This is a genomic window from Microbulbifer variabilis (genome assembly GCF_052467165.1).
The window spans coordinates 4706018-4731499 of record NZ_CP174301.1; the positions used below are offsets into that span (position 1 = coordinate 4706018).

At 50.5% G+C, this 25482-nt stretch carries 21 protein-coding genes; 13 read left to right on the top strand and 8 right to left on the bottom strand.

Annotated elements, in window-relative coordinates:
• The first annotated feature begins 336 nt into the window (after window positions 1-336).
• From ACJJIP_RS20915 to gstA, 3 genes are all read left to right on the top strand, one after another.
• Window positions 337-735 carry a DoxX family protein gene (locus ACJJIP_RS20915; protein ID WP_040628926.1) on the top strand — a complete coding sequence of 133 codons (399 nt, stop codon included), beginning with the start codon at window positions 337-339 and terminating at the stop codon, window positions 733-735.
• A 60-nt stretch (window positions 736-795) separates the two neighbouring features.
• A complete protein-coding gene (locus ACJJIP_RS20920) occupies window positions 796-1767 on the top strand; it encodes a glutathione S-transferase family protein (protein WP_353375861.1) in 972 nt (323 codons plus the stop codon).
• Between the two features lie 64 nt (window positions 1768-1831).
• The gene (gstA, locus tag ACJJIP_RS20925) at window positions 1832-2428 is read left to right on the top strand and encodes a glutathione transferase GstA (protein ID WP_020413927.1); all 597 of its coding nucleotides are present in this window, start codon (window positions 1832-1834) and stop codon (window positions 2426-2428) included.
• Between the two features lie 27 nt (window positions 2429-2455).
• Here the strand turns inward: gstA and ACJJIP_RS20930 are convergent, their stop codons facing one another.
• From ACJJIP_RS20930 to hexR, 3 genes are all read right to left on the bottom strand, one after another.
• A complete protein-coding gene (locus tag ACJJIP_RS20930; protein ID WP_020413928.1) occupies window positions 2456-3715 on the bottom strand; it encodes a multidrug effflux MFS transporter in 1260 nt (419 codons plus the stop codon).
• 336 nt (window positions 3716-4051) lie between these two features.
• The gene (locus ACJJIP_RS20935) at window positions 4052-4690 is read right to left on the bottom strand and encodes an NAD(P)-dependent oxidoreductase (RefSeq protein WP_282952071.1); all 639 of its coding nucleotides are present in this window, start codon (window positions 4688-4690) and stop codon (window positions 4052-4054) included.
• 189 nt (window positions 4691-4879) lie between these two features.
• Window positions 4880-5734 carry a transcriptional regulator HexR gene (hexR, locus tag ACJJIP_RS20940; protein WP_020413930.1) on the bottom strand — a complete coding sequence of 285 codons (855 nt, stop codon included), beginning with the start codon at window positions 5732-5734 and terminating at the stop codon, window positions 4880-4882.
• A 139-nt stretch (window positions 5735-5873) separates the two neighbouring features.
• Here hexR and uvrD point away from each other — a divergent pair, with 139 nt between their 5' ends.
• Window positions 5874-8078 (top strand): DNA helicase II, encoded by a 2205-nt coding sequence (gene uvrD / locus ACJJIP_RS20945; RefSeq protein WP_444902437.1) that lies wholly within the window; start codon window positions 5874-5876, stop codon window positions 8076-8078.
• A gap of 133 nt (window positions 8079-8211) precedes the next feature.
• Window positions 8212-9357, top strand: coding sequence for a TRAP transporter substrate-binding protein (locus ACJJIP_RS20950; protein WP_444945922.1), 1146 nt, complete (start codon window positions 8212-8214; stop codon window positions 9355-9357).
• 76 nt (window positions 9358-9433) lie between these two features.
• Here ACJJIP_RS20950 and ACJJIP_RS20955 read toward each other — a convergent pair whose 3' ends face one another.
• From ACJJIP_RS20955 to ACJJIP_RS20975, 5 genes are all read right to left on the bottom strand, one after another.
• On the bottom strand, window positions 9434-9832 hold the full coding sequence (locus tag ACJJIP_RS20955; RefSeq protein ID WP_020413936.1) for an acyl-CoA thioesterase: 399 nt from the start codon (window positions 9830-9832) through the stop codon (window positions 9434-9436).
• Window positions 9833-10003: 171 nt separating this feature from the next.
• Window positions 10004-13585, bottom strand: coding sequence for an ABC transporter permease/M1 family aminopeptidase (locus ACJJIP_RS20960; RefSeq protein ID WP_026305155.1), 3582 nt, complete (start codon window positions 13583-13585; stop codon window positions 10004-10006).
• 19 nt (window positions 13586-13604) lie between these two features.
• Window positions 13605-14498 (bottom strand): ABC transporter ATP-binding protein, encoded by an 894-nt coding sequence (locus ACJJIP_RS20965; RefSeq protein WP_020413938.1) that lies wholly within the window; start codon window positions 14496-14498, stop codon window positions 13605-13607.
• A 423-nt stretch (window positions 14499-14921) separates the two neighbouring features.
• Complete coding sequence (locus tag ACJJIP_RS20970; RefSeq protein WP_020413939.1) at window positions 14922-16286, bottom strand: TRAP transporter large permease; 1365 nt, start codon at window positions 16284-16286, stop codon at window positions 14922-14924.
• Window positions 16283-16855: a TRAP transporter small permease subunit gene (locus ACJJIP_RS20975; RefSeq protein ID WP_444945923.1), complete on the bottom strand. Its 573-nt coding sequence runs from the start codon at window positions 16853-16855 to the stop codon at window positions 16283-16285. Before ACJJIP_RS20975 ends, ACJJIP_RS20970 begins: the two co-directional genes overlap by 4 nt.
• A gap of 183 nt (window positions 16856-17038) precedes the next feature.
• Between ACJJIP_RS20975 and ACJJIP_RS20980 the strand changes: the two genes are divergently transcribed.
• From ACJJIP_RS20980 to ACJJIP_RS21015, 8 genes are all read left to right on the top strand, one after another.
• Complete coding sequence (locus ACJJIP_RS20980) at window positions 17039-18091, top strand: PstS family phosphate ABC transporter substrate-binding protein (RefSeq protein ID WP_444945924.1); 1053 nt, start codon at window positions 17039-17041, stop codon at window positions 18089-18091.
• A 139-nt stretch (window positions 18092-18230) separates the two neighbouring features.
• Entirely contained in the window at window positions 18231-19610 is a 1380-nt protein-coding gene (gene pstC / locus ACJJIP_RS20985) for a phosphate ABC transporter permease subunit PstC (RefSeq protein WP_020413942.1), read from the top strand.
• A complete protein-coding gene (pstA, locus tag ACJJIP_RS20990; RefSeq protein WP_020413943.1) occupies window positions 19603-20889 on the top strand; it encodes a phosphate ABC transporter permease PstA in 1287 nt (428 codons plus the stop codon). Before pstC ends, pstA begins: the two co-directional genes overlap by 8 nt.
• Before the next feature lie 33 nt (window positions 20890-20922).
• Window positions 20923-21798 (top strand): phosphate ABC transporter ATP-binding protein PstB, encoded by an 876-nt coding sequence (gene pstB, locus ACJJIP_RS20995; RefSeq protein WP_020413944.1) that lies wholly within the window; start codon window positions 20923-20925, stop codon window positions 21796-21798.
• Window positions 21799-21823: 25 nt separating this feature from the next.
• Window positions 21824-22525 (top strand): phosphate signaling complex protein PhoU, encoded by a 702-nt coding sequence (gene phoU / locus ACJJIP_RS21000; RefSeq protein ID WP_020413945.1) that lies wholly within the window; start codon window positions 21824-21826, stop codon window positions 22523-22525.
• 83 nt (window positions 22526-22608) lie between these two features.
• Window positions 22609-22923: an antibiotic biosynthesis monooxygenase family protein gene (locus tag ACJJIP_RS21005; RefSeq protein WP_020413946.1), complete on the top strand. Its 315-nt coding sequence runs from the start codon at window positions 22609-22611 to the stop codon at window positions 22921-22923.
• 291 nt (window positions 22924-23214) lie between these two features.
• On the top strand, window positions 23215-24018 hold the full coding sequence (locus tag ACJJIP_RS21010; RefSeq protein WP_444945925.1) for a putative porin: 804 nt from the start codon (window positions 23215-23217) through the stop codon (window positions 24016-24018).
• Between the two features lie 582 nt (window positions 24019-24600).
• Window positions 24601-25446 (top strand): putative porin, encoded by an 846-nt coding sequence (locus tag ACJJIP_RS21015; RefSeq protein ID WP_444945926.1) that lies wholly within the window; start codon window positions 24601-24603, stop codon window positions 25444-25446.
• Window positions 25447-25482 lie beyond the last annotated feature (36 nt).

Here is a 25482-nt window from a genome sequence, read left to right on the forward strand (position 1 = left end):
GCGCCGCTCGATTTTCCCGTGAGGAGGGCTCCGGTTCCGGGGTTACGCAGGGGCGCGCCATGTGGATACTGCCGGCCAGCGCCTTCATTAGGGGCGCGCAATTGTAACGGCTCCCCAGTGAGGCACAACTGCATTTTTCAATTTTGCGCCCAGGTGAGGAGTAGAAGCTGTCCAGGCTGCCACTTATGGATTTTCGTCGATATTTTGGCGTCTATTTCCTTGTTAAGTCTGATTATTACTAATATTCGATGCGCGGCATCCGTCTCCCATAACAGTTCCCAACTACACTGGAGGCATTCCATTGTCTGTAATTCCCCTGTAACGAGAGAGGAAGTTATGGCGAACCATCCTGCGTTGTGCGACACCTCCAAATTGGTAGGACGAATATTGATGTCTCTGATATTCATTTTTGCCGGCTGGAACAAAATCGGCGGCTATAAAATGACAGAGGCATTTATGGTATCCATGGGACTCCCGGCCTTTTTACTGCCTCTGGTGATTGTGGTTGAGTTGCTCGGGGGGCTGGCAGTATTTTTTGGCCTCTTTACCCGCTTTGCGGCGATAATTCTGTTTCTTTTCTGCCTTGCCAGCGCCTGGATGGTGCACTTCTCTCCCGGAGATTCAGGTGAGATGACCAGCTTTATGAAAAACATCACCATTGCCGGCGGCTTTTTGATTCTTGCCTGCGCTGGTGCAGGGCGCTTCAGTCTGGACCACTGGTTCCGTAAAAAATAGTTACTGCGCTGATTTCAACAGGGACTAGGAGGTAACTCACGAGAGCGCCGGGAGGTAGTGATGGGCCTTTTGGTCGATGGACAGTGGCGCAACCACTGGTATGACACTGGTAAAAGCCAGGGTGAGTTTGTGCGTGAGGCAGCACAGCTCCGCAATTGGGTGACCAGTGATGGAGCCCCGGGGCCGAGTGGAGAGGGAGGCTTTATCGCTGAGGCGGGTCGCTATCACTTGTATGTTTCACTCGCCTGCCCCTGGGCCCACCGTACGCTCATTTTCCGCACATTAAAAAATCTGCGCGACTACATAGATATTTCTATTGTCAGCCCCTTTATGCGTGAGCATGGTTGGTCCTTCAACACCGAGGAAGGCAGCAGTGGTGATCACCTCTTTCAATATGATTACCTTTACCAGCTATATCAGCGCAATCGCAGTGATTACAGTGGACGTGTCACTGTACCAGTGCTGTGGGACAGACAGCGCCAGTGTATTGTTAGCAATGAATCATCTGAAATCATCCGAATGCTCAACAGTGCCTTTGATCGTCTCACCGGTAGCGAGGATGACTTTTACCCCGATGACCTGCAGGGCGATATAGATGCGACAAATGATGTGGTTTATGAAACCGTAAATAACGGGGTTTATCGTGCCGGCTTTGCCACTACCCAAGAGGCCTATGAGCGAGCTTATGAGTCGCTTTTCAGTACTCTCGAACAGCTGGAGCAGCGCCTGCAGAATAACCGCTATCTGACTGGAGATCAGGTAACAGAGGCCGACTGGCGACTGTTTACAACATTAATCAGATTTGATGCTGTTTATCATGGCCATTTTAAATGTAACAAGCAGCGCCTGGCTGACTTTAAGAATCTGTGGGGATTTACCCGGGAGCTGTTTCAATGGCCGGGAGTAGCGGAAACCGTGGATTTCTTCCATATCAAGCATCATTACTACGGTAGCCACCTGCATATCAACCCCACTGGAATTGTGCCAAAGGGACCACAGCTGGATTACGCTGCACCGCATAGGCGCGGCTAGGTAACGTTTTAAAAATGCACGCCTATACTGCTGGTTGCTGCGCAACTGTTACCTGAGGACCGCAATGAAACTCTTTTACACTCCCGGCGCCTGCTCGCTATCCCCACATATTGTCGCGCTTGAAGCGGGTATTGATCTGGACTTGTGCAAGGTTGATCTGAAGACACATACCATGGAAAACGGCGATGACTTCAGGAAGATAAATCCGAAGGGTTACATCCCTGCCCTGCAGTTGGAAGGTGGGGAAATACTGACAGAGGGGTCGACGATAGTACAGTTTCTCGCGGAACAAAAGCCAGATGCGCACCTGGCTCCGCCAGTTGGTAGCCTCGCCCATTACCGCTTGTTGGAGTGGCTTAATTTCCTCAGTGCAGAGGTACATAAATTATTTAAACCGCTGTTCTGGGATGGCGCCAAGGATGAGCAGGAGCAAGCGCGCGAAAGCTTGTTACGACGCTTCGACTATATAGAAAAGCGCCTGGACAAAGACTTCCTGATGGGCGATGAATTTTCTGTGGCGGATGCCTACTTATATGTGCTGTCCCGCTGGATGGAAGCCCAGCAGTTTGATATGGCGCGCTGGCCCAAGCTGCAGGCGTTCCAGAAGCGAATGTCGGAACGGCCATCGGTACAGCAGGCCCTACAAGAGGAAGAATTGTAGGACCAGTTGCCAGGGTATCCTCATGGATTAGCGTGGGGTGAATCGTTTGGTAGCCGGTATATCTGATTCGATGGGCTTGCGCGCCTGAGCGATTACCATGGCGGAAAAAAATGCTGCCACCGCACAGCCAAACATAGATGCGGCGATAGGCACCAGGGTGCCGGTGTGTATGCTGCTGACTAATCCGCCCAGGACCCCCCCGGTAATAAATATGGTGGCCCCATAGAGGGCATTGGCACTGCCACTGATTTTGGGGAAGAACTCTAGATAGCAGGCTGCAGCGTTGGGGCCTGTCATGCCGATACAGCTCATCACCAGTACCAGTGGCACCATCCACAAGGTAATTTCCCGAATTCCAGTCATAGTGCCCAGCAACAGCAGACCACAACCCAGTATCTGTAGAGAGATGCCTGCCAGCAATATATTGCGCGGCTGAAACAGATTTAACAGCCGTATATTGACCTGCACCATGCAGATCAGGCCCAGAATGCAGCTGCCAAAAAACAGGGGAAACTGGCTGGCACTGACCTCAAAATAATCCATAAATACGAAGGGCGCTGTGGTGATATAGATAAACATCGAGCCGCTCACACAGGCCTGGGCGCCCAGGAAACCGAGGGCCCGGCGATTGCGCAATACCTGCCCATAACTTGAGATCAAGGACCCCAGAGGCATTAGCTGGCGACGCGCGCGGGTAAAGCGCGGCACGGTCTCCGGCAATAACAGGCGCACCAGAACCAGCATTGCCAATGCGTACAAGAGTAAAAAAACAAAAATGCTTTGCCAGCCACCAATGGCCAGAAGGAGTGCCCCAATGACTGGTGCGATCAGTGGAGCGATCAACATTATGGTACTGATCATAGAGATAATCTTGGCTGCTTCGCGCCCACTGTGCAGGTCGCGCACAATTGCTGCGCAGATCACAGTAGCAAAACCGCCACCGATGGCCTGAAGGAAGCGCAGGATAATCAACTGGTCGACATGGTCTGTGAGCAGCACTAACAGAGAACTGACAATATAAATGCTTAGACCAATAGTCCCCACTAAGCGGCGTCCCCAGCGATCTGATAGTGGGCCACCGAACAATTGCCCCAGGGCGAAACCCAACAAAAAGCTGGAAACTGAATACTGTACTCGCTCCACCTCAGTATCCAGCGCTGCAGCCATGGCGGGAATAGCTGGCAGGTAGCTGTCAATCGAAAAGGGCGTCAAGGATACGAGAGCCGCCAGCCATACCACCAGCCAACGCGGTGTGGTTTTTTCATCAGGTTTTGGCTTCGAACTCATAGTTGACTCTGATACAGCTCAGTGGAAAACCGTAAAACGCATTGCTCGATCTGTTATGGCAGACCACAGTCGAGACTACAGCAAGCTCAATATCAAACCTGTGAGTTTAAGACGGTTCTTTCGGTAGAGAGCTTTTTCGTATCGCGAAAGGCGCTGAGAAGGCGGTCTATTCGGGTATGTCGGCTGGATTTCAAACATAAAATTGGTGTTTATCCAGCCGAGGGTACGTATTTGGTGGCCTTTGGCCAAGGCTCCAATGTGACCCAATGGTAACGGGACAGTGACCTTTTCACCAGCTTATCAATAACTCAGTATCTTTTAACTTAACAGTTTTCATTAGTAGGCAACTGAAAAACGCTGCTGGATATGTTGAGGCTGCTCCAGCTCATTGATCATTGCTATGGCGTAATCCTCTAGGGAGATGCGGCTACGGCCATCCCTATCCACCATCAGCTGGTCGCCTCCGAGACGAAAATGACCAGTGCGCTCGCCGGGCTCGATCAAGGCGGCGGGGCTCAGGAAAGTCCACTGTAGCGTATTTTCCTGCTTTAGTCGCTTGAGGGCATCAAGGGCACCGAGAGCTGAGGCTTTCCATTCCGGTGGAAATTGGGGAGTTTCCAATAAGTGCACTCCTGGAGCAACTTCAAGACTGCCGGCGCCACCAACAACTAGAAGGCGATCTATCCCCGCCTCTTTGCAGGCGTTGAGAATTGATTCGAAGCCTCGCAGGTAATAGCCGTGAATATCCTGTTGGGCGTGGCCGCTAAAAGCACTGATCACCGCATCGTGGCCTCTCAATAAGTCGGCAAGCTGCGTAGTGTTTAATACGTCGGTCTGGGTTGCGGTTAACCTCTCCTGGGTTTGTAGCTTCTCGGGGTGGGTAACCAGAGCTGTGACCCGGTGCCCTCTTGCCAAGGCCTCGACCAACAGTGCAGAACCGATAAAACCACTGGCACCGATCAATGCAATATTCATGCGTTCAATCTCGGGGTGTCTTTGTTGGGGATGCCAAGCAGTTTAGTTTTGTATTGCAGTATTTATGGGATAGTTAATAGTGCTGGAGCAATAAATTTCTGTTGGCCGATGGCAGTGCATTGGCTGCTATGGGAAGCCGTCAATGCGGTGCCTGCGGTTAATCTTTTCGTTATGCGGACGCTCATGCTCTCAGTGCTTGTCTTCACGAAGGGTGTAAAGGCCCTGTTTGAGCTTTAACAGGTGCTCTTGCAACTGTGGTCCTTTACGCTGGGCTACGCCAATTGCTAGCACATCAATTACCACCAGGTGGGCGATTCGAGAAGACAGTGGCGTGTAGATCTCGATATCCTCTTCTACATCCACCTCCAGTGGAATACTCGCCTGCTGGGCTACCGGGGAGCCACTTGGGGCCAGGCCCACGACCAGAGCGCCCTGCTCTTTTGCCATGCTCATGGAGCGTAACAGTGCTTTGGTCCGCCCACTCTGGGAAATAGCCACCACAACATCCCCTGGTTGCATCGACATAGCCGACATATTTTGGATGTGATGGTCGGAGTGTGCGGCAGTAGCCAGTTGCAGGCGAAAGAATTTGTGCTGAGCATCGGCAGCGACAGCACCGGAGGCACCAAAGCCGAAGAATTCTACCCGCTTGGAGGCGGCCATGGCGGTCACAGCGGCTTCCAGTGCGCGGTCGTCAATCCTGTCGCGTACCTTCAACAATGTATCCACAGTGGAATCGAATACTTTGCGCTTGTATTCAGCAATGGTGTCGGTCTCGGTTACTGCAATCTGGCCAAAACTGGGGCTGGAGGCCAGCTGCTGGGCCAGGTTCAGCTTGAACTCCTGGAACCCCGAGCAGCCTACTGCGCGACAGAAACGCACTACCGTGGGCTCACTTACCTGGGCCTCGGTGGCCAGGTCAACAATACGCATATGAATAATTTCATCCGGGTTGGCGAGGATATACTCCGCCACCTTGCGCTCAGATTTGCGCATGGATGACAGTTGTTCGCTGATTTTTTGCGTGACTTCCGCTGGTTTCACAAGACTACCTTCGCTATGCCAGATGGCGCAGTGTAGCGGCTGTGCCCCCCGCTGGCGAGCGGCTTTGCGTTGTCAGGATGGGTAAAATGCTGTTTATTTACACAGGTCTCGCACAGCAGCTCTGGTACAATCATCGCCCATGGACGTATCTCAGATTTTAGACCCCCTCAACGACGCCCAGCGCGAAGCAGTAGCAGCCGCGCCCGGCAATCAATTGGTTCTGGCCGGTGCCGGTTCGGGTAAGACCCGGGTGCTGGTGCACCGCATCGCCTGGCTGATGCAGGTGGAAGGTGCCTCGCCCTATTCCATTATGGCGGTGACCTTTACCAACAAGGCGGCCCGCGAGATGCGCGCTCGTATCGAAGAGCTGCTGGGGGTGAATACCTTCGGCATGTGGGTGGGCACCTTCCACGGCCTGGCCCATCGCCTGCTCAAAGCCCACTGGCAAGAGGCCAGGTTGCCGCAGAACTTCCAGATCCTGGATTCCGACGACCAGCTGCGCCTGATCAAGCGGGTACAGGCGGATCTGGGGCTGGACGATAAAAAGTGGCCGCCGCGGGAAACCCAGTGGTGGATCGGTGCGCAGAAAGATGAAGGCCTGCGCCCGCAATATATCAATGCTGGCGCCGACCCATGGTTGCAGACCATGGTGCGGATCTACTTTGCCTATGAAGAGGCCTGCCAGCGTGGTGGGCTGGTGGATTTCGGTGAGCTGTTACTTCGCGCCCATGAACTCTGGTTGAATAACGACGCTATTCTCGCCCATTACCGCCAGCGCTTTCCCTTTATCCTGGTGGATGAGTTCCAGGATACCAACACGATTCAATACGCCTGGTTGCGTCTGCTTGCTGGTGAGCAGTGCCATATCACAGCTGTGGGTGACGATGACCAGTCCATTTACGGCTGGCGCGGTGCCAAGATCGAGAATATTCAGCACTTTTCCACAGACCTGAAAGAAGTCCAGACGGTGCGCCTGGAGCAAAACTACCGCTCCACCTCCACCATTTTGAATGCGGCCAACGCGGTGATCGCCAATAACAGTGGCCGTCTGGGTAAGGAGTTGTGGACCAGGGGTGAAGAGGGTGAGCCCATCGCCGTCTACGCGGCCTACAACGAACAGGATGAGTCGCGCTTTATTGTCGAACGCATCAATGACTGGGTGCGCGATGGCAACCGCCGCGACAGCATTGCCATCCTCTACCGCTCCAATGCCCAATCCCGGGTACTTGAAGAAGGGCTTCTGCGCGAGCAGGTACCCTACCGCATCTATGGCGGCCAGCGCTTCTACGAGCGCCTGGAGATCAAGAATGCCCTGTCTTATCTGCGCCTGATTACCAACCGCGATGATGACACTGCGTTTGAGCGGGTGGTGAATACGCCGACCCGTGGCATCGGTGCGCGCACGGTGGAAATGGTGCGCTCCTATGCCCGCGAACAGGGCTGTTCCCTGTGGCAGGCGGCCAAGCTGATGTTGCAGCAGCGGGTATTGGCCGCTCGCGCCGGCAATGCCCTGCAGAGCTTTCTGGACCTGATTAACCAGCTGGCAGCGAATGCAGAAGATAAAGAGTTGGATGCTATTGCTGAGGGTGTGATCGAGACTAGCGGCTTGTTGGAATTCCACGGCAAGGAAAAAGGTGAGAAGGGCCAGACGCGGGTGGAGAACTTGCAGGAACTGGTGACTGCCTGTCGCGCTTTCTCTGGTGTGGACCTGCCCGAAGGGGAGGAAGATGAGGAGGAAATTCCTCTGCTCAACCAGTTCCTCGACAGCGCTGCCCTCGATGCCGGTGAGGGCCAGGCAGATGAGTTTGAGGAGGCGGTTCAGTTAATGACCCTGCACTCCGCCAAAGGCCTGGAGTTTCCCCTGGTATTTATGGCGGGTGTGGAGGAAAACCTGTTTCCCCACAAGATGTCCGCGCAGGAGCCGGGTCGTATGGAGGAGGAGCGCCGACTCTGCTACGTGGGAATTACCCGCGCTATGCGCAAACTGTATATCACCTACGCAGAAAACCGCCGCCTGTTTGGCAGTGAGACCTATAACAGCCCCTCACGGTTTATTGGTGAAATTCCAGCTAATTTGGTGCACGAGGTGCGCCTCAAGACTGAGATTTCCCGGCCACTATACCAGGCGGATTATGGCAAAGTGGGTCAGTTTTCCGACCCGGCCCCAGACTTTGATGATTTGCCACCGCTCGCCCTGGGAGGGCGAGTGGAGCATGCCAGATTTGGTGAGGGCACCGTAGTGCAGTTTGAGGGTAATGGCCCGCGCGCACGGGTACAGGTGAACTTCGATGATGCCGGCAGTAAATGGCTGGTGGTGGCTATGGCTAAATTGCAGCCGCTGTAGACCAAGGGTCTGGAAAACTGAATCTATTTTGAAGAAGCAAATCTCACGTGGCTCCAGTATCACTGGAGCCACGATAATTAAAGTTAGCTAGCTGACAGTCAGCGCCTTACAAGAAAAACGATAATTAGAAGCGATGAAAAAAATTAATTGGTACCCCGCCGTTATTTTGGGCCTTCTCGCCCTGCTGGTAATTACCTTTGCCGCGCTGGTAACTTCCCGTGCGGCTCAAGGGCCTCAACAACACTTTTCTGATACTGGTGATAAAGAATTGTTTGAGTGGAAGCTGGTTACTACCTGGCCAAAAAACTTCCCCGGCCTGGGCCAGGCACCGGAGCGCTTCGCCAAAGAGGTAGAGCAGATGTCTGCTGGCCGTCTCAAAATTAAGGTCTACGGTGCGGGTGAACTGGTGCCTGCATTGGGGGTTTTCGGTGCTGTTTCCGAGGGTGCGGCGCAGATGGGGCACGGTGCAGCCTATTACTGGAAAGGCAAGATTCCGGCGGCTCAGTTTTTCACTGCGGTACCTTTTGGTTTGAATGCCCAGGAAATGAATGGCTGGCTCCACCACGGCGGTGGTTTGGAACTCTGGGAGGAGATTTACGAGCCTTTTAATTTGATACCCCTGGCCGGTGGTTCCACAGGGGTGCAAATGGCGGGTTGGTTTAATAAGCCGATTAACTCTGTCGAGGATTTGCAGGGTTTAAAAATGCGAATTCCTGGACTGGGAGGAGAAGTATTAAACCGGGCCGGCGGCACGGCCGTCACGATTCCTGGTGGTGAGCTTTATACAGCGTTGCAGACTGGCGTCATTGATGCGACCGAATGGGTTGGCCCATACAATGATCTAGCCTTCGGCTTTCACCAGGTTGCCGAGTATTATTACTATCCTGGTTGGCATGAGCCTGGCTCGATGATGGAATTTATTGTCAATAAAAAAGCCTTCGATAAATTGCCTAAAGACCTGCAGGCAATTGTGCGCGTGGCAGCCCGGGAAGCAAACCAGGACATGCTGGATGAGTACACTGCGCGCAATAACCGAGCCCTGCGTGAATTAGTGGAAGAGCACGGTGTAAAGCTCAGGCGTCTACCGGATGAAGTACTTTCTCATTTAAAGCAAATCAACACGCAAATTATGCAGGAGACTGCAGACAAGGACCCTGAGTTTGCCCGTATCTATAAAGCCTTTAAGGATTTTGAGCGGGATGTACGGCCCTACCACCAGATTAGTGAAGAGGCCTATTACCAGGCGCGAGAGCTGGATAATGAGAACAGGAATGATTAAATGGGGATAATGAGGGGGAAGCTGTGTACCAGACTGTTCCCCGCAGCGATTCAGTGAGCGACTTCTTGTGAATAACTTAAGGCAGTGGCCTGGTATGCCCACTATCGTCAATAGCGACAAAAACAAACTCACCTTCAGTGACCTTCACCTGCTCACCGGAATCAACCCGTGTCAGCCACACCTCAACCATAGTCCTGATCGAAGAACGACCCACTTCGATAGCCTCTGCATAGCAGCTGACTGTGGAGCCAACAGGTACCGGGCGTAAAAACACCATACTGCCTACCGCAACGGTGGTTACCCTGCCCCGTGCGATACTTTGGGCGAGGATTGCGCCCGCCAGGTCCATTTGCGACATCAGCCAGCCAGCAAATACGTCCCCTTGGGGATTGGTATCACGGGGCATGGCCAGGGTTTGCAGGGTTAGCGTACCTGTGGGTTGCGGGTTTTCATCTAGGGCTGAAAGTGCGGACATCGACTGCTCACAGATTGTTAGAGTTATTGGGTACTACTTCTGGGAAGGTGGCGCATTCTAGCACAAATTGCGCAGTAATTGACCAGTGTTATCCCTAATTTGCTGGAGAAAACTGGCCATCCTGCTTCCCAGCCACCACCCCAGATGGCCGGGAGACTAGTGATCTGGGCCTTACAAAGCCTCTATTTCCAGCAGGTTGTCGTCTGGGTTTTTATCAATCATCTTGATGTAGGGGTCAATTCCAGCGATGCTCGGTTTGCCCTCCACTTCAAACTCCAGCACGGTGGTTTGCTCGCTGATCTCCTGTTTGGCGAAGTAGAGCACGTTTTCTGAATTAAAGTTCTTGTCGGGATCTTCCTTGAAAATGGCGATATCTATCCGATTATTCATTGGGATTTCTTGCTCCTGGCCCTCCCCATCGGCCTCGAACTTGTGAGCTTCCAACTCCAACAGAACGCGATAGTTACCATTATCCAATAGCTCAGAGGTGGCCTTTGCGATCTTCAGGTCAAAAAGAACTACCCTCTCCAGCATATCGGTGATCAGTTCCTGGTGAGATGATTCGGCGTGCGCTCTGAGCCTTGCCACCAAATCCATACTGGTGGGATAGGGGTCACTGGAGAACCCTTTATCTTTCAGCAACGATGCCAAGGCCGCATTTATGGCATCTTCACCCATGGCATCTTTGAGGGCGTACATGGCTACAGAGCCCTTTCGGTAGTGGATATAGGGTTGGTTTTCATTGTGAGTCAGGGGAAGTTCCTCAAGGAGTTCGCTACCCCGCGCGCTCAGGTAACGGTCAAGCTCATATTTGAGGAAGCGACGTATTTTTTCCGGACCGTATTCCTGCTCCATAACCATCAGTGCGGAATACTGGGCCAGGGTTTCGGAGAGCAAAGTGGCGCCTTGCACGTTGGCTCCGACCAACTGATGTGCCCACCACTGGTGTGCAACCTCATGGGCAGTTACATAGAAGACGTAATCAATTTCATTCGGGTCGCGGAGATCGGCGACAAAGCCGATGGATTCTGAAAAGGGCACGGTGTTGGGAAATGCCTGGGCAAAACTTTCATAACCCGGGAACTCAACGATACGCAACTGGCGATATTGATAGGGACTGAAAGCCTCACTGAAATACTCCAGGGATTTCTTCACACTTTCAATCATACGGTCCACGTTGTAGTCGTGAGGCTTGTGATGGTAGACCTCAATGGCTACATCCTTCCACTGGTCTTTAACTATGGTGTAGTCCGCAGAAAGGTAGGAGAAAAAATTGTGAATCGGGGCATCCATCTTGTAGTGGAAATAGTGGCGCTTTCCCTCCTGCCAGTCTTTTTGCAGATAGCCGGGAGCCAGTGCTACTTGTCCCACTGAGGTACTGACCGTGGTTTCAAAGTTAATCCAGTCGGAGTCGCTGCGCAGGTAGGACTCCCGGTAGTGATCTGTATCCTCCAGTTTGGGCATTCGCTGAGGCGGGGGTAGATCGTACTTCTTGCGCAGGTGACGGTCAGTTAATTCAATATTGCTGTTGTAACCGATAAAGGGCATCGCCTCAAAGTTATTAAAGAAAGTACCGTTTTGCACAATAGTGGTGGAGGAGCCGGAGTTCATAAAGCCACGGCTGATCCTGCTAAGATCAAACTCCAGTGTAAGTGACTCTCCGGGTTCCAGGGGTTGCTCCAGTTCGAAGAAATAATGGCCGAATTGCTCATCCTTTTCGCGCAGTTTGGCCTGACTCAGGGATAGTTGGTTGACCGTGAGACCGCGCTCCAGTCCGATGGCTACTTCATTGATAGATTTATCGCGCTTATTCATCAGGAAGTAACGCCCACGCACTTCATAGCGGCGTTCATCGGGGAAGATATCCACATCTACATTGACATCGATGATATGTGGCGCTGGCTTGTCTTCCAGGGATTTGTACTTTTTCTCGTAGTCTGCGGCTAGCTGCTCGCGATCCTTGCTGGTTTCATAGTCGTTGAGAATATTAGTGTTGTAGAAAATAAAGGTTCCACTGGCAACAAACAGCAGGAAGGCTGTAATACCAGCTAAACGGCTGGGCAATCCCAGCTGGAAGCGTAGGGCTTTGAGCCTGCTCGTTAGTGAGGCCAGGGTGCCCCGCTGCCAGAGCCCATAACTCAACATTGCTAATATCAGGCTGAAGCTTGTCCAGTAAAATGCAAACCAGGCGCGACCCTGTTCAAAGTGACCATAGCCATTCATATCCGAGTAGGGAGCAGCATTCCAACCGGCGAACTGATAGAGGTTGTGCTCAAAACCTAAGATGTCGAGCACTATAGAGCTGATCAGGTAGCCCACCATCAGCAACATGCCGAGGAATTTATTACGGGTAATTACCTGGACAAAGATAGAAAGAACAGCCATCAGGTAGAAGGGCATTGCGAATTGGTACCAGAGACCATAAAAATAAAGCCCTGGCTCGAGGGTAGCGTACCCCTTGCCCAGCTGTACAGCGACAGTGGTCAGCATACTGGCAATCAATATACCGGCTAGAACCACCAGCATTGCGATAAACTTGCTTGCCACAAAAACCCAGTTCGGTGTGGGCACTGCATCCATAATTTCATGGCAGCCGGTCTGGCGTTCGCGCCATACTAATTCAGCCCCATAGTAGATCAGAATAATCATCATGATCAGGCTGAAGGCGCCCTGTATCAGGCTTATCATTGAGCGGGTAACAGGGTAAACCGAGGTACCGAAAATTGCTTCCAGGTTAAGGGAAGCACCCAGTACGTTGAGAACACCAATTGCGAGAATTACCCAAAAAGCCAGGCTTTTTACCACGGCTTTGACTTCAAAACCGCTGCGTACCCGGAATTGTTGCCAAACAGCGGTTGCGCCAAAAGTAGGAGTGATTCGCGGTATTGGCTTATTGTAACGAAGCTGTTCCTCAGTTTGATTCTCTATTCTGTGACGACGTGACCAGAGTGGTTTGCGCTCGGCAAAAGAAAAGCGTCTATAGCCCAACCCAATAATAAGCAAACTGGCGATGAGCCATATTATGCGATTGGTTAGATACTCTCCTTCCAGGGCAATCATGGAAGTATTGCGGTCGAAGGCGGTCCAATAACGAGTGGCATTATCGAAGGCGCCGAGACCGAAGGGGTCGGCCAGTGCGGCGACACTGCGATAAGCGGGCTCGTCCATCATCCCCTGACTGGTAAAATAGAGAACCAGAAAAGCAATCAACCCCAAGTAAGTGGCCATCATGCTGCGAGTTACAGCTGCCAGGCTAAAAAACAGTGCGCTGCAAAACAGCATGGTGGGAAGAATGAGTGCGAATAGTGTTTGTAAGTAATGAGATATTTGTGTTGGACCTAACCGTTCCGGGTCCAGCCAGGGCATCCAGGAACCGAACAGCATACCTAGGGCAGAGGCTGAAAATGCCAGGAAAGAAACAGTAAATGACCCTGTGAAGCGCCCTAGTAAATAATCGCGCTTGCTGATAGGGGTACTGAAGACGATACCATCCATTTTCATATCACGATCACGCAGTACCGGGTTGGCTGCGAATGCGGCGGTAATAAAAATACTGAACAAGCTCATGATCAGTAGGGTTTGCATGATCGCAAAAGGGGAGTTGATTAGGGTGCTGCCGCCGGCACCGCCGATTTGTATACTGTTGGAGGCAGTGGCGCCAAATGTCAGAAGGAAAAAAACCAGGCTGGTGACATAAAACACCGGCTGGCGCAGTTGATAGTGAAATTCAAACTTAGCAATAGATAAAAACATGTCGATACCCTCCCCCGCCTCAGGCGGCGCTAGCCACTCGAGATTCTTCATCACTGAAGAGGGTGGAGAAGTAGACATCCTCCAGGTCGGGTTGCAGTTGTTCAAACCCTTCACCCGGTTGAGATTCCGCCAGTATATGTACAACATGACGGCCGGCTAATAGGCGAGTGGAAATCACATCGAATTTATTACGGCACTCTTCCAACTCTGATTTATTGACGATACGCCGCCATACGCGACCTTGCAGCTTGGAAGTCAGCTCTTCAGGTTTACCTTGTGCAACAATTTTTCCAGCTGCGAGAATGGCCATATTGGGGCACAGATCGGCAACATCTTCCACAATGTGGGTGGAGAGTATCACTACTACATTCTCGCCAATTTCGCTGAGCAGATTATGAAAGCGATTGCGCTCCTGTGGGTCGAGTCCAGCTGTGGGTTCGTCGACAATAATCAGGCGCGGGTCGCCGATAAGGGCTTGGGCAATGCCAAAGCGCTGGCGCATACCGCCGGAGTAACCGCTCAGATTTTTCTTGCGATCACGAAATAAATTGGTTTGGTGCAATAAGTCAGCCACCAGCTCGCGGCGTTCCTTTCGATTGCTGATACCCTTAAGTACCGCCATATGATCAAGCATATCTTCGGCACTGATTCTCGGATAAACACCAAAATCCTGTGGCAGATAACCTAAAGTACTACGGATTTTCTGCGGATTGGTGGCCACATTGATTCCATCAAAAGTGATGAATCCACTATCGGCGAATTGCAGAGTGGCGATGGTACGCATCAATGAGGACTTGCCGGCCCCATTGGGTCCGAGCAACCCGAACATTCCCTTTGGAATATCCAGATTGACGTTTTTAAGCGCGTGTACGCCATTGTCATAAGTCTTGGAAAGACTAGAGATCTTCAGCATTTTTAATTCCCTTTTAATATTTATTCATGTTCTTAATTCTTTTTAAGAATCGATAGACTGATTTCAGAGTTCTTGATTCCCTTTTAATATTTATTCATGTTCTTAATTCTTTTTAAGAATCGATAGACTGATTTCAGAGTTCTTGATTCCCTATTTGTTATCTTTATTTGTTTCGAGTGTCGATAGGTGCGTTTCACCGTCAATATATAGACAGTTACACCAGGTTTTAAATCGTTAATGTAACAGGAGTATTTTCTGAAAAGAGGGATGACAAGGTGTAGTGAAAGTTTTAAAAGACAAATAGTTTGATGTTTCTGTAGTTAAGTGCGGAGTGTGGAATTGACGATAGAGACTGAGAAGGGGCGGCGCAATTGAGCCGGCCCCTTTTATTTTTAACAGGTGTAAAAATAGGGTATGTACCTGTTATTTTTGAATAATCCCTGGCAGCCAGGTTGCCAGAGCTGGCCAGAGCGCCAATAGACAAAGTAAAAAAATCTGGATGCCAATAAAGGGCGCAACACCACGGTATATAGCGGAAGTAGCTATTGAGCTGGGTGCGACACCGCGTAGATAAAAGAGGGCAAAACCAAACGGTGGTGTCAGGAATGAAGTTTGCAGGTTAATGGCGATCATAATGCCGAGCCAAATCGGGTCGACTCCCATTGCTAATAAAACTGGCCCTACAATAGGTACCACTACAAAGGTGATCTCGATAAAGTCGAGAATAAACCCAAGTAAGAAAATCACCAGCATTACCAATAGTGTCGCCCCTACTACGCCACCGGGCAGGCTGTGAAAAATACTGGTTACCAATTCTTCGCCGCCATAACCGCGGAAGACCAGAGAAAACAGCGAGGCTCCGATTAGGATTGCGAAGACCATCGCTGTTACTTGTAGGGTGCTTCGCCCAACCTCCCCCGCTCGTGCCCAATTCAGGGCACCACGGCTATAAGCCAACAAACCTGCGCCCAGTGCACCTACTGCAGCGGCCTCTGTGGGAGTTGCTGCACCGGTAATAATGGAGCCCAAAACCACCAACATCAGGGCAATAGGAGGAAAAAGGCTGCTAATCAACGGCCAGACTTCCAGTGCCTCCTGTTCGGTGGAGGGAGCTTTCGCCGGTTCGCGGCGGGCCATGAATAACAGGTAAATAATGTAGGCGGCTACCAGCAGTAAGCCCGGGATAATTGCCCCGATAAACAGGTCACCGACGCTGACGGGCTTGGGGTTAAAGATTCCGGCAGACAGCTGTGCCTGTTGGTAGGCATTGGAGAGAGTATCTCCCAGTAATACCAGCGCAATAGATGGAGGGATAATTTGCCCGAGGGTACCGGTGGCACAGATGGTACCGGTGGCGAGCTTGGGAGAGTAGCCCTGTTTCAGCATGGTGGGCAGGGACATCAGACCCATAGTTACTACCGTGGCACCCACTATTCCGGTGCTGGCGGCGAGCAGTGCACCAACCACTACTACAGAAATGGCCATTCCTGCCCGCGCCCCCATAAATACCTTGGTTAGGTTGACCAGTAAATCCTCGGCGATTCGGGCGCGCTCCAGTATCACACCCATCAGCACAAATAATGGCACGGCCACCAGGGTGCCATTTTGCATAATGCCGTAGAGGCGATCGGGAAAGGCGCGCAGCAATTCTGCATCAAAGACGCCGTACACAATACCCAGGCCAGCGGTGATTAGCGCTGTTCCACCAAGAGTGAAGGCTACCGGATAGCCGAACATCAACATTGCACAGACAGCGGCGAACATCAGCAGGGGGATTAACTCCATCATGCCTCAGCCTCCTCTGCTTGCCTTAGTAACCGGGGCTTGGCCGAGGCCTTGGTTGTCGGGGCTGGCGTTTCCATCAGTTGCAGGAGGGCGCGCATAAACTGGGCTGCGCCGGCCAGGGCTAGGGTAATTGCCGCAAGAGGGATCAGGCTCTTCAATAGGAATACCCCTGGCAGGCCGCCGGCATTGGCGCTGTCTTCAAGCACTGACCAGCTGTTCAGTACAAACTGCCAACTGCTAATCAGCATAAAAGTACAAATTGGTAATAAAAAGATGAGATAACCTACGGCGTTAACCCAGGCCTTGCCCCTGGTCCCCATGCGCCTATAGAGGATGTCTACCCGCACATGGGCATCAGTTTGCAGGGCGTAGGCCAGGCCGAGCATAAAGGTAGCACCGTGCAGATAGACTACGGATTCCTGTAGGGTGATAGAGCCGCTATCGAAAAGATGGCGTAGTGCCACGACACAGCTTTGCAGTAAAACCATGGCCCAGGTAAACCAGGCCAGCAGGTGACCGGTGCGACTGGACAGACTCTCCAATGCACGGGCTCCACGCAACAGAAAAGGCATGGGGGCTTCTCTCTTTACATCTTATTGTTATCTTGGTTGCACGAAGGTTACCGTTTTGGCAGTCCATGCACCAGCGAGCCATATTTCAAGCTGTCATCTTTTTGTCATCTTTTGTTCATAGAATCGTCACCCGTTGTTCCTAGCATCGCCGCGTGAAATAAAAAACACTCATCGGAGTTCCACATGAACAAGCAAATTCTGGCCACTTCCCTGGCGGCATTGACCCTCGCCACCTCTCAGGTGGCTATGGCGGCTCGCGACTACATCAGTGTTGTCGGTTCCTCTACCGTTTATCCTTTTACTACTACTGTGGCAGAGCGCTTCAGCCGCGCTACACAGTTCAAAACCCCGGTAGTTGAATCCACGGGAACTGGCGGCGGTATGAAGTTATTCTGCCAGGGCGTTGGCGAGAGCACTGCAGATATCACCGGTGCATCCCGTCGTATCAAGCAGTCCGAGCTGGAAATGTGTAGCGGCAACGGCGTTGATGTTGTGGAAGTCCAGATCGGCTACGACGGCATCGTACTCGCCAACGCAAAGAAAGCAGCTCCGTTTGAGCTATCCCGCAAGGATATTTTCCTGGCTTTGGCTAAAGAAGTACCAAACCCTAACGGTTCCGAGACCCTGGTGGCCAACCCTTACAAGACCTGGAAAGACGTAAACCCGGCTTTGCCCAATACCAAAATTGAAGTTCTGGGCCCGCCCCCCACTTCCGGTACCCGCGATGCCTTTGCCGAGCTGGCGATGGAAGGTGGCTGTAAGAAGTTTGGCTGGATCAAGGCCATGAAGAAAAAAGACAAGAGCGCTTACAAGGCGATTTGTCACAACGTGCGCGAAGATGGCGCTTATGTAGAAGCTGGTGAGAACGACAATCTGATCGTGAACAAGCTGGTTGCCAACCCGAATGCCCTGGGCATTTTCGGCTTCAGCTTCCTCGATCAGAATGCCGACAAAGTACAGGGCTCACTGATTGAAGGTCAGGCCCCGACTTTCGATTCTATTGCTGATCAGAGCTACCCGGTATCCCGCCCGCTGTTTATCTACGTGAAGAAAGCGCATGCTGACGTAGTACCGGGCATCAAGCAATTCCTGGCCGAGTTCACCAATGAGCGCACCTGGGGTGATGAAGGTTACCTGACAGACAAAGGCATGATCCCGTTGCCTCAAGAGAAGCGTCAGCAAATTGCTACTGACGTTCGCAAGCTGAATGCACTGAGCAATCTCGCTGCAAAATAACTATATCCTGGAGTAGTACAGTCAAAGGGAATTGACGGCCAAGCCCGAGAGGGCTTGGCTTTTCTTTGTCCACAGCACTGTGGAATCTGAAGGAAATGTCGGGATAATGCCGACCACCATTTTTTAGCACGGTAAATCAATGCAAACCCCCACACTGTTCGCCCTTCTGCTGCTGTTGATACTGGTGGCCTACGGTACCGGCTTTAGCCGTGCACTGAGCGCTGCACGCAGCTTAGGTGGCTTACGAAATCTGGCTTCCCTGCCTAGTTATTACGGAATATTTGCCGCGCTTTGGTGTGGCTTGCCGGCTTTGATATTACTAGGAGCCTGGCTGATTTTTGACGATGCCATTATTCGGGCTATGGTGCTGAACAGTGTCGCCGACAAACCCGAGACAATTTCAGGACAGAATCTGCTCTACGCCCAAATTCAAAATCTGGCTGCGGGTCATATGTTGGGGGAAGCCACTCCACGTTTGCAAGAAGCGGCGGATCACCTCAGCCAATTGCGTAGCAGCTCCAATAATATGCAAGCCTTTATGAGCTTGATATTGGCCGTGGGTCTTGGGGCCTTTGCTCTTTTACGTTTCTCTCCACAATTACGCGCCAGAGAAAAAGTTGAGAAGGTCTTGCGGGCTATATTGATTGCCTGTGCCTGCGCGGCCATTTTTACCACCGTGGGTATTCTATTCTCGGTGCTATTTGAATCCCTGCGCTTCTTCCAGTCGGTTCCGGTCACCGAGTTTCTGTTCGGTTTGCACTGGAGCCCGCAGATGGCCCTGCGTGCCGACCAGGTTGGTTCCAGTGGTGCCTTCGGTGCTGTGCCCCTGTTTACCGGCACCTTAATGGTTTCTGCCATCGCCATGTTTGTCGCTGTACCGATTGGTTTGATGGCGGCAATTTACCTGGCGGAATATGCCAGTAAACGTGTCCGTGCAGTGGCCAAACCTATTTTGGAGATTCTCGCCGGTGTACCTACAGTGGTATACGGCTTCTTTGCCGCCCTGACTGTTGCGCCCTTTATTCGTGACCTGGCTACCTCGGTCGGCCTGGAGGCCTCCAGTGAAAGTGCCTTGGCTGCTGGTCTGGTGATGGGCATTATGATTATCCCGTTTGTCTCCTCACTGTCGGACGACGTGATCAATGCGGTGCCGCAATCATTGCGCGATGGTGCCCTGGGCTTGGGCTCCACCCACTCTGAAACCGTGCGCAAAGTGGTCATCCCGGCGGCTTTGCCGGGAATTGTCGGCGGTGTTCTGCTGGCGGTGTCACGGGCAATTGGTGAGACCATGATCGTGGTGATGGCGGCGGGACTCGCAGCTAACTTAACCGCCAACCCGCTGGAGTCTGTGACCACTGTTACCGTTCAGATTGTGACCCTGCTGGTTGGTGACCAGGAGTTTGACAGCCCCAAAACCCTGGCGGCCTTTGCCCTGGGCTTAATGCTGTTTGTTACCACATTGGTGCTGAACTTTATCGCCCTGCACGTAGTGAAAAAATATCGGGAGCAGTATGACTAATCTGACTCAGGCGCAGGTTCGCGAGCGTATTGAGAAGCGCCTCGCCAGCCGCCATCGCAAGGAAAAGCTCTTTCGCGGATTGGGCATTGCCAGTATCGCCTTCGGGGTACTCGCAGTTGTAATTCTGTTCAGCGATATTATCAGCAAGGGTAGCGGTGCTTTTATGCAGACCGCTATCCAGCTGGAAATACACTACGACGCACAGGTACTTGACATCGACAAAGTCGATGATGAGAGCCTGGCCTGGGCCAACTTCTCCGGTGTGATTCGCCAAGCATTGCGCGAGCGCTTTCCCTCGGTGACCAGCCGTGGCGAAAAGCGCGAGCTATATACCCTGGTTTCTTCTGGCGCGCCTTTCACTCTGCGTGACCGCCTGGCTGATGACCCTGAGCTGCTTGGCAAGAGCGAGAAGGTTTGGTTCGCCGCTGATGACGATGTGGACACCTTTGTTAAGAGCCTCAAGGATTCCAAGGAGGGTTTTCGTGGTCGCACCTCTGAGCAGAAAGCCGGCTGGATTGAGCAACTGTTGGATAGTGGTGAGCTGAAAAAACGTTTCAATACCACCTTCTTTACCAATGGGGATTCCCGTGAGCCAGAGCAGGCTGGTATTCGGGCAGCGCTGATGGGGTCGCTATTTACTCTGCTGGTGACACTGGCGTTGTCCTTCCCTATCGGCGTAGCCGCCGCCATTTACCTGGAAGAATATGCACCGAAGAACCGCTGGACCGACCTAATTGAAGTGAATATTAATAACCTTGCTGCGGTACCTTCTATCGTATTTGGTTTGTTGGGGCTGGCGATTTTTATCAATTTCTTCGAGCTGCCTCGCTCGGCGCCGTTAGTCGGCGGTTTGGTGCTGACCCTGATGACACTGCCGACGATTATTATTTCCAGCCGTGCGGCATTAAAAGCGGTACCGCCTTCTATTCGTGAAGCGGCTATGGGGATGGGTGCCTCGCGTATGCAGGTGGTTTTCCACCATGTGTTGCCACTGGCAATGCCGGGTATGCTTACCGGTGCGATTATCGGCATGGCCCAGGCTCTGGGTGAAACAGCACCTCTGTTGATGATTGGTATGGTCGCCTTTATTGTCGATGTGCCCGCCGGGGTGACGGATCCAGCCACTGTGCTACCGGTACAGATCTTCCTGTGGGCCGACAGCCCTGAGCGCGCTTTTGTCGAGCGCACTTCGGCAGCAATTATGGTGCTGCTGAGCGTATTGATTGTAATGAATGCCAGCGCGGTATTACTGCGCAAGAAACTTGAGCGCCGCTGGTAACACAGCGCGGATTAACAGAAAGCGGGATTATTTATGAGTACCATGACCCTGGATGCCGCGGGGCGCACAGAGGCGGCGCAATCCGAACTGACTGGCGGGCAAATTGCAGCGAGCGCCGAAGTCCGGAAAACCGTGGGCAAGCCGTTCTGTGATACCGCCAAGTTGCGCATGCGCAATGTGAATGTATTTTACGGCGAGGCCCAGGCTATCCACTCCGTCAGCCTGGATATAGGCCGCAATCAAGTGGTGGCCATGATCGGCCCCTCCGGTTGTGGTAAGTCCACTTTCCTGCGCTGCCTCAACCGTATGAACGACACTATTGAAGGTTGTCGTGTTGAGGGAGAGTTGAGTCTGGATGGCGATCCTATTTACGGTCCCAAGGTGGATGTTGTGCCCTTGCGTGCTCGGGTGGGCATGGTATTCCAGAAACCAAACCCTTTTCCAAAGTCCATCTATGAGAACGTGGCCTATGGTCCCAAGATCCATGGGATCGCCAGCCGCCGCGCCGATCTGGATGAAATTGTTGAGAGCAGCTTGCGCCGCGCCGGGCTATGGAATGAGGTAAAGGATCGCCTGGATAAGCCGGGTACCGGACTCTCCGGTGGCCAGCAGCAGCGCTTGTGTATTGCCCGGGCTATTGCGGTTAGCCCCGAAGTTATTCTGATGGATGAGCCCTGTTCGGCCCTGGACCCCATCGCCACCGCACGTATCGAAGAGCTGATTGATGAGCTGCGCGAGAACTACACTATCGCCATCGTTACACACTCAATGCAGCAGGCCGCTCGCGTCAGTCAGCGTACGGCCTACTTCCATCTGGGTCGACTTGTCGAAGTTAACGATACCGAAACCGTGTTCACCAACCCTGAGCACGAATTAACCGAAGCCTATATCACCGGCCGCTTCGGCTGAGTTGGCCACGCCCCGAGGGAACACTATGGAAATGCACTTCGATCAGCATATCTCCCGTCAGTTCAACGAGGACCTGGAAGGTATTAAGACCGAGATGTTGGAGATGGGCGGCATGGTTGCCCGTCAGGTCGCCGATGCTGTAGATGCCTTGTCCAATGCTGATAGTCAGCTGGCTGAGGAGGTTTTGCGTGTCGAAGAGGAGATCGACAAGAGCGAGATGGCACTCGACGAGCACGCGACTTTAATTATTGCTAAACGCCAGCCCGCCGCCTCGGATTTACGGATGGTGATGTCGGTAACTCGCATAGCTCGTGATCTGGAGCGCATCGGCGATGAGGCCTGCAAGGTTGCAAAAATGGCCATTGCCCTCACCGATGAAGGCACCTCGCCGCGCGGTTATACTGAAATACGCCATATCGCCAATGCCGTGCGCAAGATGCTCAACGATGCCCTGGATGCCTACACCCGTTTTGATGTTGAGTCAGCCCTGCGCACGCTGGCGGAAGATGAGCAGGTGGATATGGATTACCGCACCGCGGTTCGCGAGTTAGTCACTTATATGATGGAAGACCCGCGTAGTATTTCGCGAGTGATCAACGTGCTTTGGGCGCTGCGTTCACTGGAGCGTATTGGCGACCATGCGAAGAATATTTGTGAGCAGGTAGTTTATTTGGTGGAAGGTGCGGATATTCGCCACGGCCATGAAAAAAATTTGCGGAAGTCTTGAACTTCCAGTCCGCTATAAAGGTCGCATTAAGCGGCCTTTTTTTATTGCAGGTTTTTCCAGCCTGGGCGTCCTGAGAGGAAGCGATGAAATATATTTTCGAAGTTCATATCAAAGAGGGATTCAGTGCTGAGGAATATGCTGAAGCCTGGGTACGAGCGTCCAGGTTAATTCAGCAATATCCCGGCGCGATGGGGACGGAACTTCACCGGAAAATTGATGATCCAAGAAAATTGCTTGCTGTTGCCACTTGGCATTGTAAGGAAGATAGGGATGCAATGCAGACGCAGCATTCTGTGGAGATCGATAAAATCATTCGCAGTGTTGCTCCCTTCGTCGAAATTCGTTCACTGGGTGAATTTGAAGACCCTCAATGGGTTGTTAATTTTAGCTTGGATTAATATTAGTGACTCCAAACTGAATGCAAGCTGAATAAAGCCAGTGGATAAGATGAAAATTAAAAAATATAAAATTATATTATTTTTTGTGATTTGTTTTTCTAGTTAATTATTACGCTGTATTACAAGCATTTTTATCTTTTTGTTCCAGTCAATTCAACCATCTGTTTTGTTCAACTTGCCGCAAAAAAATAGTTAACTGACTTTTTGTAATTTACTGTTGTTGCGAACTAAAAAACTTTTGTTACAATCCGCTGCCCAATTTGGATCCCAACGTTAACGAAGGATTTTGATATGAGATTCAAGCTCGCTGCTCTTCCCCTGATGCTTCTCGCGGCTACTACAACTGCCGAGGAGTACAATTCATTTACCAAAGCTAGTTACTCTGATATAGAGTCCGGCTCCGTTGATGCAGACCGTTTTGATTTTGGAACAACTTATTATTTTAGTGGTAAAGAAACTCTCGGCCCACTGAAAGAATTTGAATACATCAATAAGGTTAGTAACGTTTCTGCAGGATTTTCTCATTACAATATCGGAAGCTTTGACTCCGATACTTTCTCTGCAGGTGGTGAGTACTTTACATCCAGTGGCTTTGTTATTGGTGCAGGAATTATTGACCTTTGGGAAAGTAATGTAGATTATCAGTCAATTGGATATCTGTTTTCTCCCGATTTTTTGGTAACCCTGAATCATGTTGATGATGATAGCGACAATGAATTTTCATTAAATGCTCGTTACAATCATCAATTAAACTCTACCGATTATATCGGTTTTAATTTATTCGTTGATGAAGAGTTTGATACTCGCTCACTGTCTTCCAAGTACTTCACTCACTTGGGTGGTGAGCAATACCTAACCGCAGAGTTGACTTATACGAACTATGATGAAGGTGACGATTATTGGTCTTTAGGTACAGAGTACTTCTTTACTCAGCGTACCTCCATCGGTTTCTCATTCGATGAAAACGATGAGTATAAGCTGGGCGTGAACCATTTCTTCAACCAGAATTTTGCTGTTGAAGCGGCTTATGTTTCCAATACTGATAGTGATTTTGACTACGATGTATACCAATTAGGGCTGACTGTGCAGCTATAATTTGGACTCATAAAAGGGCTATCTAAGATAGCCCTTTTATTTCTGGATTTATATTATTCTATCTATCCGCACTAACCCTTCTAGATTTTCGATCAACTGATAATATTTAAAATCCCTCTAAATGCTACCTTACTATCAACATGCATTATCCAGGTTAATATGAAAGTCTGCTACAAATTGCAATAAGAGTTTCGAGTAATTTATTAGTTGTATTAAGACTCCAAATCCATAGATTTTTTGTATTCGATATTAATTTGTTGATAACAGTCTTAAGTTTTAAGCTATTAAAATGAAGCTTGAATATTTCGTTATACTTGCTCAGTAATCTTATTGGTTTGCAGTATTTATCTATACCTTGAAAAGGTAATTGAATATTTTCCCAGCTAGGGTTGCTGCATAATATTTATTTGCTATCGATGGGAACTTATTTGAATTCTAAGTGTAATTCAGCTCTTTTTGGCACTCAAGAAAATTGATTTTATTTGATTATTGGATTTTTTACTTTAATTTGAATTTTTTCCTGGAGGAGGAGTCCTATTTGGCGCCATATATTTGAAAATAGCTAATAAGAAGGAGATTTAAATGAAACTTAGGGTTTCGGCTTTTTTACTGGTATTTTTCTCGGCTGTTGCTTCAGCTGAAGAGTACAAATCAATTACTACTGCAGGCTATTCTAATCTAGATTTTGACAGTGGAAGTGGCGATGATTTTTCTGTGGAAACAACCTATTATTTTTCTGGGAAGGATACTCTTGGCCCGCTAAAAGAATTTGAATTTATCAATAAATCTAGCAATATATCAGCGGCATATTACCATCGAAATATTGGAGATTGGAACAATGATAACTTTGCTTTCGCTGGTGAGTATTTTGCTGAAAATGGTTTTTTAGTTAGCGCTAACTTAACAGATTTTACAGAAAATAGTTTCAATACTATAGCTTTGGGATACTTGTTTACTCCAAATTTTCTGATGAAGTTATATAATACTGAAGGCGACACTTATGTTGAGGCGCGCTACAATTATCAGCTAAATAGTACTGATTATATTGGGTTTGGGTTCGTTGCTGATGAACTTTTTGATTGGCAGCTGTTTTCTTCTAAATATTTTGCAGGTTTAGGTGATAATAAATATTTAGCTGCAGATTTTAGCTACCTCAATATAGATGGTGGAGATAATTATTGGAAAGTGGGCACAGATTACTACTTTACACAGAATACTTCATTTGGAATTGATTACGATAGAAATAATGATTACAAGTTAGGGTTTTCTCACTTTTTTAATCGTAATATAGCTGTGGACGCTTCTTATAGCACTATTTTAGAGAATGTTTTCAAGCATTCCAGTTTTGGAAATGATATCTATGCAAAGGCCTTGAATCCAGATGTGGATGTAAAGAAATTTGAACTAGGTGTGACTGTACAATTCTGAGTGAAAGAAAGTAAAAAGGGCTATATGAGATAGCCC

What these genes read in the sequence shown, in the direction of transcription:
- ACJJIP_RS20980 (WP_444945924.1), top strand. Translation starts at nt 17,039, where the DNA reads ATGAACAAGCAAATTCTGGCCACTTCCCTGGCGGCATTGACCCTCGCC.
- ACJJIP_RS20965 (WP_020413938.1), bottom strand. Translation starts at nt 14,498, where the DNA reads ATGCTGAAGATCTCTAGTCTTTCCAAGACTTATGACAATGGCGTACAC.
- pstC (WP_020413942.1), top strand. Translation starts at nt 18,231, where the DNA reads ATGCAAACCCCCACACTGTTCGCCCTTCTGCTGCTGTTGATACTGGTG.
- ACJJIP_RS20935 (WP_282952071.1), bottom strand. Translation starts at nt 4,690, where the DNA reads ATGAATATTGCATTGATCGGTGCCAGTGGTTTTATCGGTTCTGCACTG.
- ACJJIP_RS20915 (WP_040628926.1), top strand. Translation starts at nt 337, where the DNA reads ATGGCGAACCATCCTGCGTTGTGCGACACCTCCAAATTGGTAGGACGA.
- ACJJIP_RS20920 (WP_353375861.1), top strand. Translation starts at nt 796, where the DNA reads ATGGGCCTTTTGGTCGATGGACAGTGGCGCAACCACTGGTATGACACT.
- ACJJIP_RS20955 (WP_020413936.1), bottom strand. Translation starts at nt 9,832, where the DNA reads ATGTCCGCACTTTCAGCCCTAGATGAAAACCCGCAACCCACAGGTACG.
- ACJJIP_RS20950 (WP_444945922.1), top strand. Translation starts at nt 8,212, where the DNA reads ATGAAAAAAATTAATTGGTACCCCGCCGTTATTTTGGGCCTTCTCGCC.
- ACJJIP_RS20975 (WP_444945923.1), bottom strand. Translation starts at nt 16,855, where the DNA reads ATGCCTTTTCTGTTGCGTGGAGCCCGTGCATTGGAGAGTCTGTCCAGT.
- phoU (WP_020413945.1), top strand. Translation starts at nt 21,824, where the DNA reads ATGGAAATGCACTTCGATCAGCATATCTCCCGTCAGTTCAACGAGGAC.
- pstB (WP_020413944.1), top strand. Translation starts at nt 20,923, where the DNA reads ATGAGTACCATGACCCTGGATGCCGCGGGGCGCACAGAGGCGGCGCAA.
- ACJJIP_RS21010 (WP_444945925.1), top strand. Translation starts at nt 23,215, where the DNA reads ATGAGATTCAAGCTCGCTGCTCTTCCCCTGATGCTTCTCGCGGCTACT.
- ACJJIP_RS21005 (WP_020413946.1), top strand. Translation starts at nt 22,609, where the DNA reads ATGAAATATATTTTCGAAGTTCATATCAAAGAGGGATTCAGTGCTGAG.
- ACJJIP_RS20960 (WP_026305155.1), bottom strand. Translation starts at nt 13,585, where the DNA reads ATGTTTTTATCTATTGCTAAGTTTGAATTTCACTATCAACTGCGCCAG.
- ACJJIP_RS20930 (WP_020413928.1), bottom strand. Translation starts at nt 3,715, where the DNA reads ATGAGTTCGAAGCCAAAACCTGATGAAAAAACCACACCGCGTTGGCTG.
- uvrD (WP_444902437.1), top strand. Translation starts at nt 5,874, where the DNA reads ATGGACGTATCTCAGATTTTAGACCCCCTCAACGACGCCCAGCGCGAA.
- ACJJIP_RS20970 (WP_020413939.1), bottom strand. Translation starts at nt 16,286, where the DNA reads ATGATGGAGTTAATCCCCCTGCTGATGTTCGCCGCTGTCTGTGCAATG.
- ACJJIP_RS21015 (WP_444945926.1), top strand. Translation starts at nt 24,601, where the DNA reads ATGAAACTTAGGGTTTCGGCTTTTTTACTGGTATTTTTCTCGGCTGTT.
- gstA (WP_020413927.1), top strand. Translation starts at nt 1,832, where the DNA reads ATGAAACTCTTTTACACTCCCGGCGCCTGCTCGCTATCCCCACATATT.
- pstA (WP_020413943.1), top strand. Translation starts at nt 19,603, where the DNA reads ATGACTAATCTGACTCAGGCGCAGGTTCGCGAGCGTATTGAGAAGCGC.